This window comes from Pyramidobacter sp. YE332 (assembly GCF_033060595.1).
Lineage (GTDB): Bacteria > Synergistota > Synergistia > Synergistales > Dethiosulfovibrionaceae > Pyramidobacter.
On record NZ_CP133038.1, the window covers coordinates 879,619 to 892,341 of the forward strand.

13 protein-coding genes are annotated in these 12,723 nt (G+C 60.7%); 12 read left to right on the forward strand and 1 reads right to left on the reverse strand.

The genetic code is table 11. The annotated features are described in order from the left end of the window. Positions 1-89: 89 nt before the first annotated feature. From RAH42_RS04180 to RAH42_RS04225, 10 genes are all read left to right on the forward strand, one after another. The gene (locus RAH42_RS04180) at positions 90-1,097 is read left to right on the forward strand and encodes a DNA-directed RNA polymerase subunit alpha (protein WP_317540011.1); all 1,008 of its coding nucleotides are present in this window, start codon (positions 90-92) and stop codon (positions 1,095-1,097) included. Positions 1,098-1,103: 6 nt separating this feature from the next. Continuing rightward, a complete protein-coding gene (gene rplQ, locus RAH42_RS04185; RefSeq protein WP_078015870.1) occupies positions 1,104-1,457 on the forward strand; it encodes a 50S ribosomal protein L17 in 354 nt (117 codons plus the stop codon). Positions 1,458-1,469: 12 nt separating this feature from the next. Further along, positions 1,470-2,312 carry an energy-coupling factor transporter ATPase gene (locus RAH42_RS04190; RefSeq protein WP_078015871.1) on the forward strand — a complete coding sequence of 281 codons (843 nt, stop codon included), beginning with the start codon at positions 1,470-1,472 and terminating at the stop codon, positions 2,310-2,312. Further along, positions 2,288-3,148, forward strand: a complete 861-nt coding sequence (locus RAH42_RS04195; RefSeq protein ID WP_078015872.1) for an ATP-binding cassette domain-containing protein — start codon at positions 2,288-2,290, stop codon at positions 3,146-3,148. The genes RAH42_RS04190 and RAH42_RS04195 overlap by 25 nt, the downstream gene beginning before the upstream one ends. Beyond that, positions 3,145-3,954, forward strand: a complete 810-nt coding sequence (locus RAH42_RS04200) for an energy-coupling factor transporter transmembrane component T (protein WP_078015873.1) — start codon at positions 3,145-3,147, stop codon at positions 3,952-3,954. The genes RAH42_RS04195 and RAH42_RS04200 overlap by 4 nt, the downstream gene beginning before the upstream one ends. After that, positions 3,954-4,697 (forward strand): tRNA pseudouridine(38-40) synthase TruA, encoded by a 744-nt coding sequence (gene truA / locus RAH42_RS04205; protein ID WP_078015874.1) that lies wholly within the window; start codon positions 3,954-3,956, stop codon positions 4,695-4,697. The genes RAH42_RS04200 and truA overlap by 1 nt, the downstream gene beginning before the upstream one ends. A 92-nt stretch (positions 4,698-4,789) precedes the next feature. Then, positions 4,790-5,833 carry a rod shape-determining protein gene (locus RAH42_RS04210; RefSeq protein WP_078015875.1) on the forward strand — a complete coding sequence of 348 codons (1,044 nt, stop codon included), beginning with the start codon at positions 4,790-4,792 and terminating at the stop codon, positions 5,831-5,833. Continuing rightward, complete coding sequence (locus RAH42_RS04215) at positions 5,830-6,345, forward strand: YkgJ family cysteine cluster protein (RefSeq protein ID WP_078015876.1); 516 nt, start codon at positions 5,830-5,832, stop codon at positions 6,343-6,345. The genes RAH42_RS04210 and RAH42_RS04215 overlap by 4 nt, the downstream gene beginning before the upstream one ends. Next, positions 6,345-7,577, forward strand: a complete 1,233-nt coding sequence (locus RAH42_RS04220; RefSeq protein WP_317540012.1) for a DUF3084 domain-containing protein — start codon at positions 6,345-6,347, stop codon at positions 7,575-7,577. Before RAH42_RS04215 ends, RAH42_RS04220 begins: the two co-directional genes overlap by 1 nt. Next, the gene (locus tag RAH42_RS04225; RefSeq protein WP_078015878.1) at positions 7,574-8,254 is read left to right on the forward strand and encodes a ComF family protein; all 681 of its coding nucleotides are present in this window, start codon (positions 7,574-7,576) and stop codon (positions 8,252-8,254) included. Before RAH42_RS04220 ends, RAH42_RS04225 begins: the two co-directional genes overlap by 4 nt. Before the next feature lie 147 nt (positions 8,255-8,401). Here the strand turns inward: RAH42_RS04225 and RAH42_RS04230 are convergent, their stop codons facing one another. Continuing rightward, a complete protein-coding gene (locus tag RAH42_RS04230; protein WP_317540013.1) occupies positions 8,402-9,181 on the reverse strand; it encodes an IclR family transcriptional regulator in 780 nt (259 codons plus the stop codon). A gap of 773 nt (positions 9,182-9,954) precedes the next feature. On the opposite strand from RAH42_RS04230, the gene RAH42_RS04235 reads away from it, so the two are divergent. Then, positions 9,955-11,091, forward strand: a complete 1,137-nt coding sequence (locus RAH42_RS04235) for a Na+/H+ antiporter NhaC family protein (RefSeq protein ID WP_317540014.1) — start codon at positions 9,955-9,957, stop codon at positions 11,089-11,091. Further along, entirely contained in the window at positions 11,088-12,707 is a 1,620-nt protein-coding gene (locus tag RAH42_RS04240) for an amidohydrolase (protein ID WP_078015881.1), read from the forward strand. Before RAH42_RS04235 ends, RAH42_RS04240 begins: the two co-directional genes overlap by 4 nt. Positions 12,708-12,723 lie beyond the last annotated feature (16 nt).

A 12,723-nucleotide genomic window follows, 5' to 3' on the forward strand; every position in this document is an offset into this window, starting at 1 on the left:
TTGTATTTTGTCGTTAAAGCTGCGTAGAATCCGTCGTAGCCTCAATCGGCTATGGAGTTATAGGAAGGGTGTGGGGATCTTTGGAGATTATGCGGCCTGAGATTCAAGTTGAAGAGTGTTCCAGTACCGCCGCGCGGCTGGTTATTGGTCCGCTCGAACGCGGTTATGGTCAGACGATAGGTAACGCTCTCCGTCGTGTGCTGCTTTCTTCGATCAAAGGAGCGGCGATCAGTGCGGTTCGCGTTGAAGGCGCTCAGCACGAGTTTACGACGATCCCCGGCATGAAGGAAGACGTTATCGAGCTGCTGCTGAATCTCAAGCACGTGCCTGTCCGCTCCCATAGCGCCGAATACCGTACACTGAAGCTGGATGTGGAAGGCGGAAAGAAGGTTACGGCAGCCGATTTTCAGGAGGACAGCGACATCGAGTTCATAGATCCCGACGCGTACATCTGCACGCTGGCGGAAGGGCATTCGCTTTCGCTCGAAGTTTACATCGAGCAGGGCGTCGGCTACGCCACGGTGGATCGTCCGCGCCTGAGCTATTTACCGGTAGACGCTCTCATGATCGACGCCATCTATTCCCCGATCCTTCGCGTCAAGTACGAAGTTCAGAACGAACGCGTCGGCCAAAAGACGGACTATGAAAAAATTGTGATGAACGTCACCACGAATGGCGTCGTCGCTCCCGATATCGCCGTCGCCGAAGCGGCGAAACTGCTTCGCGAGTATTTCGACATCGTCATTCAGGAGCTTCGCAAGCTTCATCCCGCCGAGCTCGGGCTGTTCGACGACGAAAGCGCGTCTCAGCCTTCCGGGAACAGTCAGGCCGGAGACGGCGCCGATAATCCGCCGGAGAATGCCCTGCTGAACAAACCGGTCAGGGAACTTGAACTTTCAATCAGAAGTGAAAACTGCCTGCTTCGCGGTGGCATTCATACCATTGGCGATCTTGTCAGCCGCAGTAAGGATGACTTGCTGAAGATCCGCAACCTGGGCAAGATCTCTCTTCGCGAGATCGAAGAGAAGATGACCAAGTACGGTATCGTCCTCAGTGACGACAAGGCAAGCGCAGAGAACTCAAGCAAGGAGGACTAAGTCCCTATGAGACATGGAGTTGCCCAGAGAAAGCTCGGCCGCAACGGCAGCCACAGACGCGCGATGCTGGCCAATATGGTCGCGAGCCTGATCCTTGAAGGCAGCATCGAGACCACGGTGACCCGCGCGAAGGAAGTTCGCCGCGTCGCCGAGCGTTTGATCACGCGCGCCAAGGGCGGCACGCTGCACGATCGCCGCATCGTCATTTCGCGCATGAACTACAAGGAAGCCGTCATCAAACTGTTTGACGACGTCGCTCCCCGTTTTGCGGATCGTCCCGGCGGATACACCCGTATCGTCCGTACCCGTTTCCGCGTCGGCGACGCGTCGCCCATGGCGGTCATCTCGCTGGTTGACTAAAAACGCCGGAAAATGGAACAACCCAATATGATCTCCCTGAGGGGTGTTGGCTATTCTTACTCCGACACGGGGAGGCCCGCGCTTGAGAACGTCAGTTTCGAAGTGCGGCAGGGCGAGTGGATCGCCCTGGTCGGCAGCAATGGCTCTGGGAAGTCCACGCTGGCCAAACACCTTAACGCCCTGCTCGTTCCGATGCAGGGCGCTTGTTTTATCTTGGGACGGGACTCCCGCGAGGAAGAAAATCTGTGGAAGATCCGCTCTTCCGTGTCGATGGTCTTTCAGAATCCCGAAAATCAGATCGTTTCCACGGTAGTGGAGGACGACGTTGCGTTCGGTCCGGAAAATCTCGGCCTGCCGGCGGCGGAGATCCGCCGCCGCGTGGACGAAGCCCTCAAAGTCTGCGGTCTTGCGGAGAAAGCCGACAAGGCGGTCTACACGCTGTCCGGCGGGCAAAAGCAGCGTTTGGCCATTGCCGGCGCTCTGGCCATGGGCACGCAGTGTCTGGTGCTCGACGAGCCGACGGCGATGCTCGATCCCGAGGGGCGCCGGGAAGTGGGGACGCTGCTGCGCGAGCTGCATGGACGCGGCATCACGATCGTGCAGGTGACGCACCGCCTCGAAGAGGTGATTGGCGCCGATCGCGTGATCGTTCTCGATCAGGGGCGCTTCGCCTGGGAAGGCACGCCGGATCAGCTTTTCCGCCTGAAAGACATCGGCGCCCGCTGGGGACTGGAAGTGCCGCCCGTCGTGATTCTTCGGGAGCGGCTCGTCGCCGCCGGGCTGATAGCAAAAGATACTCCGCCGACGGCGGAGGGGATAGGAACGGCTTTATGTCTATCGTCGTCGAAAATTTAAGCCACATTTACCATGAAAACACTGCCCTCCAGACGGCAGCTCTGGAGGGCGTTTCGCTGTCGATCGAACGCGGTCACTGGACCTCGTTCATCGGCCATACGGGCAGCGGCAAGTCGACGCTGGCTCAGCACCTGAACGCGATCCTGCGCCCTACGTCGGGTTCGGTGACGGTGGACGGCGCGGCGATCCTGCCGGAGAAAAAACGGGAGAAGACCGATTTTCGCGAGATCCGCCGCAAGGTGGGGCTGATCTTCCAGTATCCCGAGCAGCAGCTTTTCGAGGAGACGGTGCGCGAGGAGCTGGCTTTTGCGCCGCGCAACTGGGGCGTGCCGGAGTCCCGGATCGGCGAGCTGACGGCGGGGGCGCTGCGCGCGGTGGAACTCGACGATTCTTATCTGGAGCGCAATCCTTTCGGCCTCTCCGGCGGCGAGAAGAGGCGCGTGGCGATCGCCTCGGTGCTGACCTGCGCGCCGGATTATCTGGTGCTCGACGAGCCGACGGCGGGACTGGACGAGCGCGGCCGGGCGGCGCTGCTGAAGCTGCTGGACCGTATCCACCGCGAGGGCACGGGGATCGTGCTGGTCACTCACGATCTGGAGATCGCCTTTTCGCGCAGCGACCGCATTCTCGTGCTCGACCACGGGCGCTGCGCCGGTCTGGGCACGGCGGACGAGATCGCGGTGCAGCTGTACCGGCGGCCGGTTTCGGGGCTGGTGCTGCCTGAAGTGATGCTGACGGCGCTGAAGTTGCGCGAGCGCGGACTGCGCGCGCCGCTGACCTGCGATGCCGAAAGGCTGGCGCAGGCGCTGGTCCGCGAGAGGAGGCGGGGGCGTTGAAGTTTCTTGAGAACATGAGTTTCGGGCAGTACGTGCCCGCCCGTTCGTGGGTGCATCGCCTCGACCCGCGCGCCAAGGTGGGCGCGCTGGCGCTGCTGCTGACGGGGATATTCATGGCGGGGCGCCCCTACGATTGGATCCTCTGGGCGGCGGTGCTGTGGCTCTGCGCGGCGCTGGCGCAGACGAACGTGGCGTTTTTGCTGCGTTCGATCCGCACGGTGCTGTTCCTGATCGTTTTCACGGCGCTGCTGAATCTGTTCTTCGCGTCGGGGGAGCCTCTGTGGCAGTGGGGGATCTTCCGCGTCAGCCGGGAAGGCGTCGAGCTGGCCTGGACGATGGCGCTGCGGCTGACGCTGCTGGTGCTGTTCGCCAATCTGCTGACGCTGACGACCAGTCCGATGGCGCTGTCCGACGGGCTGGAGAGTCTCTTTTCGCCGTTCAAGCGCTTCGGTTTTCCGGCGCACGAACTGGCGATGATGATGACGATCGCGCTGCGCTTCATCCCCACGCTGCTGAGCGAGACGGACCGCATCCTCAAAGCGCAGCTGGCCCGCGGCGCGGACCTTGACCGCGGTTCGGTCGTCAGGCGCATGAAGGCGTTCATCCCCGTGCTGGTGCCGCTGTTCGTGATCGTCTTTCAGCGCGCCGACGATCTGGCGGTGGCGATGGAAGCCCGCTGTTACCGCGGCGGCGAGGGGCGGACGCGCATGAAGCCGTTTCGCTGGCGGGCGGCCGACACGGCGGCGCTGGTTTTCTGCGCGCTGCTGATCGCCGGCCAGAAGCTGCTGAACTGGGTGGTCGGCTGATGCCGCGCTATTCCTGCGTGATCAGCTACGACGGCGGCAAGTTCTGCGGCTGGCAGACGCAGCCCAACGGCGCCACCGTTCAGGAGTCGCTGGAGCGGGTCCTGTCGCTGCTGAACGGTTCGCCGGTGAAGGCAACGGGCGCAGGGCGCACGGACGCCGGCGTGCACGCGCGCGGACAGACGGCTTCCTTCCTGATGGACCGAGCCTGGGAGCCGCGGCGGCTTCTGCTGGCGCTGAACGCGAATCTGCCCGAGGGCGCGGCGGTTGCGTCGGTACGGGAGCGCCCGCCGGAGTTCGACGCGCGGCGCGACGCGCTGTGGCGCGAATACGCCTTTTTCGTGTGGCGCGGTTCATTCTGCTATCCAATGATGAAGCCCTACGTGTGGTGGAAAAAAAAGGACGACTGGGATCATGATCTGATCCGCCGCGGCTGCGCGCTGCTGGAGGGACGGCACGATTTCAGCGCGTTCTGCCGGGCCGGCGACCTGCCGGAAAACGCGGTGCGGCGCATGCACTTCGTGCGCTATATTCGCCGCGGCCGGCTGTCGGTCTTCCGCATCCGCGGCGACGCTTTTTTGACCAACATGGTGCGGATCATGGTTGGCAATCTGGACGCCGTCGCTTCGGGACGCCGGCCGCTCTCGTGGCTGGCCGCGCTGCTGGATGGCGCGAGCCGCAGCGACTCGGCGATGACGGTGCCGCCGGACGGGTTGTTTTTCTGGAAGGTTGGCTACAAGGACTAAAATAGGGTACAATAGAACAGTTTTGGAGAATGTGTTCTGACTCCCGTACGATTCAAAAGCTGACCAACTTCAGAAGGGAGGCTCTTCCTAAAATGTTTTCCCTGGGCAACGACATCGGCATCGATCTCGGCACCGCCACGGTGCTTATCTATATGAAAGGCAAGGGCATCGTGCTGCGCGAGCCTTCGTGCGTGGCGGTCGATCAGGATACGGGGCGTATCCTGGCCGTCGGCTACGAGGCGAAAAACATGGTGGGGCGCACGCCGGGCAACGTAGTGTCGGTACGCCCGCTGCGCGACGGCGTGATCGCCGATTATTCGATGACGGAAGCGATGATGCGCTACTTCATGAGGAAGATCAACCGCGGCCTGCACCGCTATTTCCGCAGCCGCGTGATGATCTGCGTGCCGTCGGGCGCGACCGACGTGGAGCGCCGCGCCGTGCTCGAGGCGGCGGTGGAGGTGGGCGCCCGCGATGCCTATCTGATCGAGGAACCGATGGCTGCGGCCATCGGCGCCGATCTGCACGTGGAGGAATCGCGCGGCAAGATGGTGGTCGACATCGGCGGCGGCACCACGGACATCGCCGTGATCTCGCTGGGCGGCTGCGTCATCTCCAAATCGCTGCGCATCGGCGGCGACAAGCTCGACGAGTGCATCATGCGCTACCTGCGCAAGCAGTACAATCTGGCCATCGGCGAGCAGATGGCGGAGAACCTGAAGATCATGATCGGTTCCTGCCTGCCCGACGGCGAGGAGAACAACATGACGCTGAAAGGCCGCGACCTGGTTCAGGGGCTGCCCCGCCAGATCGAGATCAACAGCCGCAGCGTGTGCTCGGCCATCATCGAGCGCATCCAGGCCATCGTCGACGGCGTCAAGAACGTGCTGGAGATGACGCCGCCCGAACTTTCCGCCGACATTATCGACCAGGGCATCGTGCTCACCGGCGGCGGCGCGTTGCTGCGCGGCCTGCCCGAGCTGATCGGCCGCAGCACCGGCATCAAGTGCGTCGTGGCCGATCGCCCCGCCGAGTGCGTGGCGCTGGGCACCGGATTGGCGCTGGCCAACATCGGCAAGCTTTCGGAGAAGGGGCAGGGCAGTTTTCTGTTCTCGGCCCGCCGTCAGCGAAAATGATCGAGACGACCTTGCCGGACGTTGAAGGGATCTCTTCAGGCCCCCGCAGAACCGCTCGGGAACTTCCCTGGTGGGCCTGCGGGGGCCTTCGTTTTGAATGTCTGGGGTGCGGCCGTTGCTGCCGAGGCGCTTCCGGCGGGATCTTCATGCGCCCCGTCGAGGAGCGGCGCATCGCCGCCGCGCTGAATCTGACGGCGGAACAGCTGCGTTCGCGCTTCGAGACGACGCGCTGGCGCTTTCCCAGCCTGAGAGAGACGGGCTGCGGCCGCTGCGTCATGAACGGCGACGACGGACGCTGCCGCGTTTACGCTTGCCGTCCCGTCGAGTGCCGCACCTGGCCGTTCTGGCCGGAGCTGCTCGAATCGCCGCAGACCTGGCAGGCGGCGGCTCACCGCTGCCCCGGCATGGATTCCGGGCCGCTATGGAGCCCGCGACGCATCGCCGCCGTGCTGGCGGCTCATGAAAATTACGCGGAGAAACTCTCCCGCGAATGGAGAAAGGAGGCTCGCTGATGGAAGAAAGCCTGTGGGAGCTGCTCACTGAAGTCAACTGGAAAATGATCGCGCTGACGCTCCTGGCCGGCGGCGTGTTGTCGATCATCGGCGACCGCGTCGGCATGAAATTCGCCAAACGCCGCGTGACGCTGTTCAACCTGCGTCCGAAGTACACCTCGTCGATCCTGACCGCCTGCACGGGCATGCTGATCTCGCTGTGCGTCATCGCCATTCTGGCCGTCGTTTCCGAATCGGTGCGCACCAGCCTGTTCTCCATGCAGTTCATCCAACGCCAGATCGTCGATCTGACGCGGCAGCTGCAGGACAGCCGCAACGAACAGCAGATCTCTTCGCTGTTGATCGTCGAGGCGCAGCAGCAGCTCACCAGCAAGGAAAAAGAGCTGGACGACCTGCAGACCCGGGCCGACGCGCTGCGCAAGACCACGGAAGAAATGCAGGCCGAACGCGACCGTCTCACCCAAGAACGCGCCAGGCTCGAAGAGGACGTGAACCGGATCCGCACGACGCTGGGCAAACTTCAGGAAGGGCGTATCGTCGCCTTCTCCGACGAGCGCCTCGGGCAGGAAGTGATCCCCGAAGGCGTCGCCAGCGAGGCGGAAGCCCGCAGGTACCTGGACCGTCTCAACGAGCGCGTGCGCTTTGAAGTGGCCCGCCGTTCCGACGCCGTGCCTGCCTCGATCTCCCTCGAAGAGGATCCCGAGTCGCTGCAGAACGCCATGCAGCGCATCCTCGCCTATGACAGCCGCAAAGTCGTGCGCGCCATGGTGCCGCAGAACATCGCCGCCGGCGAGACGGTGCGCGTCGTCTACCGCGTTTACGAGAGTTCGCTGGTTTTTCGCAAGGAGGAAGCGCTGATCACCCGCGTGCTGCGTTTCAAACCCAGCGCCGAGCAGGCCGAGACCATGCTCAGCTACATGCTGCGCGAGCTGAACCGCATGGCGACATCCAGCGGCATCCTCAACGATCCGCTGACCGGCATGGTCGGCGGCATCCCCGCCAACGACTTTTACGACGGCGTCGAGCGCCTCGCCGCCGCGAAAGCGCCGCTGCGCGTCACCCTGCTGGCCGCCCGCGACATCTACAGCGAAGGTCCTGTGAGCGTGAAAATCGTCGTGGAACAGAACGTGAGCCTCGACAACCTCGATTCACTGGACGAAGAGCTGCCCGATCTTACCGCCGCGGAGCGGGGGAATTCTTCCGTACTGGCGAAGACGACGGGCCGAAAATGAACTGGCCGCCTGTCGCCGAACTGCTGGGCCATCTGCTGATGCCGGAAAGCTGCCCCGTCTGCGGAAAACTGGCCTCCCCGCTCTGCCCCGAATGCCTGGAAAAAATTTCCGCTCCCGAGCCGCCCCTGCCGCACTGCCTGTGCTGCGACGGAGCTTCGCCCTGCAAACGCCACGGCCGGCGCTATGAAGCGCGCGCCCTGACGCTGCACAAAGGCGAGGCGCGCGAGCTGCTGCTGACGGTCAAGTACGGCGGCTCCGGCGTGGCGGCGCGGAAAATGGGCGTTGCGTTGACCCGGCTGGTCGGCGAAAATGAGCGTCGGGGCGGATGGACCATCGTCCCCATTCCGCCGCATCCGCGCGTATGCTTTTTTCCTCGCGGCGACAGCCACCTGCAGTGGATGGCCCGCGGCCTTGCCGGCGCCCTCGGCGTGCCCGTGCGGGAATGCCTGCGCTGGAAGGAAAAACGCACGCCGCAGAAGCAGCAGCCCGATTCGCAGTCACGCCGCGCCATGCCCGAAGACAGCTTCGTCTGCGCCGGCGCGGCGCCCGAACGAGTCTTCCTGCTCGACGACGTCAGCACCACCGGCACCACACTGCTGCGCGCCGCCCAGTGCCTCTACGGCGTCGGAGCGCAGCAGGTGATCAGTCTGTGCTGGAGCGTCGCCTGGCGGACGTGAGGCACAAAACAAACGGCTCCGCGCTCAAAGCGGCGAGACCAACGAACGCATGCTCGTTGGTCTCGCCGCTTTGAGCGCGGAGCCGCTGTTTTTTCAAAAAATTCTGCGTGCCGCGAAGTATGGAAGGTCACAACGTTTTTGTACGTACTACAGAGAATCACTGTACAACTCCGTCAGAGCTTTTGCTGTTTCCACGAGGGCCGGACAGTTTTTGAGGGCAGACGTCTGACTTTCGGAAGATGGGTAAATGTATTGTATGGCGCCGATGGCCGCTCTCCCGTGAGGGACAATAACGGCCGCGACGTTGGATATTCCCATTTGGTATTCGTCCTGGGACACGTCATATCCCCTTTCTCTCGTCGTTTCGACACGGAGGTAAAGATGTTCCAGCGTCTTTATCGTGCAAGGAGTAAAGGGCGTGATTTTTGAGAGATCCCAAAGTTTTTTGATCCGGTCGTTGTCATAGGTAGAGAGGATGGCGATGCCGGCGGAGCAGGCGTACATCGGCACACGGAATGCGGGAAGATCGACCGTCGCCTTTTCTCTCCAGTTCCTCGTTCGTGCGACGGAGATTACGTCGAACATCTCGGGTACGCACAAAGAGACGGTACGGAAGGTGCTTGATGATAATTTTTCCAGAAACGGAAACGCCGCTCGTATAAATGTTTGTCCTGCGAGATATTTTGTGCCAAGTTCGTAAAGTTTGTAGCTGAGTTTGTACCTTCCGCTATTTTCTTTGCGATTCAGAACATAGCCGAGAGAAATCAACGAGCGCAGCAAACGGTGGACGGTGCTGCTGCTTAGGCCGGACTCCTCTGAGATCTCGGTGAGATACAATCCCTGCGAATTTTTTGCGAGCAGCTCAAGAATCGCAACGGTTCTCTCTACTGACTGCAATGCTTCATGATAATTATATTCGTTGGACAACGCAAGATCTCCTTTGCAAAAAATCTTTTAGGCAGTATATACCAAATTGACGGCCAGGGCAATGTCTGTCAGTAATTTTCTTACCCCTTATCCAAAACAGGACGGTGTTTTTTGCGTTGTTTGGCAGGAAGTAAAAGTTATACACTTTTTGAGAGCAGCAATCGCCGGCATTTGTGTTCATAGTGTCGAATCAGTTTTTATTTTGCGCGTATAGTGATTTAGCACAATATCATTTCGGTTGTTATATTTTACAGAATTTTATTTTTAGATATTGACATAAAATGTTCATTATGTATAAAATTCTGCTTAGCGGAAAATTAATCCCATAAAGGGGAATTTTTTAGTCATGAATCGGACGGATGATTGTATAATTTGCGATGTCTTACGGAGGATGAACTCATTTGCGCCGGCCGGCATCTGGTGGCATTTTGCAAAAAACGACAAGCGCTTTGCGGGGATCATTCGCGCGGGGCCACGTCGGCGGCCGGATTCTCGATGTGAGGTTTTGCGCGCGACGCTGCGGAATACTTGCCCGTAAGCGCGCCGGGCCGGCATTTTTGTGACAGCGTAACGAAAGGAGATCGTTTTACGTGGAAACTTACGGCGCTTTATCCCTTATCCCCATATTTGTTCTGTTCGCCATGGCGTTCTCGACGAAAAGATCGCTTGAGCCCTTATTCGTGGCGGCGATCGTCGGCCATATCATCATATACAAAGCGAACTTCGCAACGGCCTGGATTGACTCTCTCTACAAGGTAATGTGCAGCAAGCATATGGTATGGTTGATTCTCGTGGTAACTCTTTTCGGCAGTCTGATCGCGCTGCTGGAAAAGTCGGGCGGCCTCGGCAGCTTCGCGGCGCTGGCCCGAAAATACGCCACGAGCCGCAAGAAGTCCCTCATGATCACGTGGCTGCTGGGAAGCATCTTCTTTTTGGACGATTACCTGCATAACCTGACGACTGCTTCCACGATGAAGTACATCACCGATTCCCGCGGCGTCAAACGGACGGAGCTTGCCTACGTCGTCAACTCCAACGCCGGCAACCTCTGCTGCCTCATGCCGATCTCTTCGTGGGTCGTGTTCTTCGCCGGGTTGCTGGAGACGTCGGGATTCGTCGTCGGGTCGGCGACAAGCACTTATCTGCGCTGCATCCCTTATCTGTTCTACTGCTGGATCGCGATCATCATCTCGTTCCTCTTCGCGCTGGGCGTTGTTCCCGCGATCGGTCCGATGAAAACCATCGATCCCGAGCTGCTCAACAGCGAGGACGAACCCGCGGCCGAAAACGGCAGACATAACGTCTGGAACTTCTTGCTGCCGGTCGTGACGCTTGTGGGCGTGACCATTGCCTGCGACAACGAAATCCTCTACGGCGTGATGACCGCTCTAGCCGTCTGTGCGGTCACGTTCCTCCTTACCAAGACGATGCCTTACGACGAATTCTTCAAGGTCTTCATGCAGGGCATGAAAAACATGGTGTTCATCGACGTGCTGCTGATCGTGGCTTTCACGCTCAAAGAGGCCAACGACACGCTGAAGCTGGCCCCGTACATCATCGGCGTCGTCAAACCGATCATGAAGGGCGGATTGCTTCCGGCGGTCACTTTTGTAGTCTGCATCATTTATGCGTACTTTACCAGCTGTTTCTGGAGTATGGCGGCCGTGATGCTTCCCATCGTCATCCCGCTGGCGCAAGGGATCGGCGTCAACGTGTATCTCGTGCTCGGCGCGGTTTTCTCCGCCGCGGCCTTCGGCAGCCAGAGCTGCCTGTTCTCCGACGCGCTGATCATGTGCTCCGCCGCCACGAACATCTCGACGGCCGATCATGGCGTCACGACGCTTCCCTACGCGCTGATCGGCGCGGCCCTTTCTTTCGTTCTCTTCCTGGTCGGAGGGTTCGTGTTATGATCATGGATCTGGTGTTGAAAAGCGACGCCGTCTTCACGGGGCTCAAAGACGGCCCCGAGCGTCTGGCAGTCGGCGTCAGAGGCAACCGGATCGAAAAGGTCTGTCCGCCCGAAGAGATGGCCTCGTATATAGGCTCCGGAACGGACGTGAGGGATTACGGCAGTCAGCTGATCATGCCGGGTTTTTTCGACGGGCACGAGCACGCATTTCTGGGCGGCATTTTCGGCCGGGCCGTCGATCTGAGCGATTGCGCTTCCGAGCAGGAAGCGGCGCGACGCGTCAAGGATTTTGCGGACGCGCACCCCGAGCTGTCCTGGATTATCGGCACGGACTGGTCGAACATCGCTTGGGAGCAGGCGCGGCATCCCCGCAAGGAAACTCTGGACGCGCTTCTGCCCGATACGCCGGTTTACCTGATCGACACGGAAGGGCATTCCGCCTGGCTCAATTCCGCCGCCATCAAGCTCAGCGGCGTTGCGGACGTCGAAGAGTTCGGTGGCGACCTCGTCGCCCGCGATCCCGACGGATCGCCCACCGGTTATATCGCCGAGACGCCGATGCTCATGGTCGCTCGACTGGCCTTCGACATGCCCATGCCGGTCCAGGAGGTCATTTTCGACGAGTTCCAGCGCCGCACGGCCTCCCTGGGCATCACCTCGGTCAGTAACATCCAGTGCTACCAGGGGTCGGACATCGACGTGGGCAACGTCGCCGTGGTGAAGCAGTTCGAGCGGGAAGGGCGTCTCAACGTCCGCTTTTTCTTCGCCGCCGGCCTGACCGGGGATCTGGAGCGCCCGCGTCGCCTACGGCAGGAATACGACAGCGACAAGGTGCGTTTTTCCGGTCTGAAGCACATCGTCGACGGAACGGCGACGGGCTGGACGGCACTGCTGCTCGAACCTTACGCGGACAAACCCGATTCCGTCGGCTCCAGCCGGATCCCGGTGGAAGAACTGGCCCGCAGAGTGGTGGATGCCGACCGCGAAGGCTTCCGGGTGAGGATGCACGCCTGCGGCGACGGCTCCGTCCGAAGGGCGCTGGACTGCTGCGAGCTGGCCCAAAAGCACAACGGCAAGCGCGATTCCCGGCACACGATCGAGCACATCGAGATCATCGCCAAAGAAGACATCGGCCGCTTCGCTCAACTGGGCGTGGTGGCGTCGATGCAGCCGGATCATCTCAGCATCTGCGAAAAGTTTGCGGACAATCCCTATTTCGCCCGGCTGGGCGAACGCCGCGCCGCGGAGACGTGGCCGATCCGTTCGATTTTGGAAACCGGCGCGCACATGCAGTTCGGCACGGATTTCCCAATTTACGACAACAACCCCATGCTGGCCCTTTATCGGGGCACGACCCGCCTGTTCAACGACGGTCAGCCGGAAGGCGGCTGGAATCCGGGCGAGAAGGTCACGATGGCGCAGCTTCTGAAAGGCTACACGGCCGGTTCCGCCTACGGCGCTTTCATGGAAGACCGGGTCGGCACTCTGGAAGAAGGAAAGTACGCGGACATCGTCGTGCTGGATCATGATCTGTTTTCGCTGGACGATCCGCATGAAATTCTGGAGACCGCGCCGATCCTGACCCTTATGGACGGACGTATCGTATACGAGAGATAAAATCACGTTGTGAAGA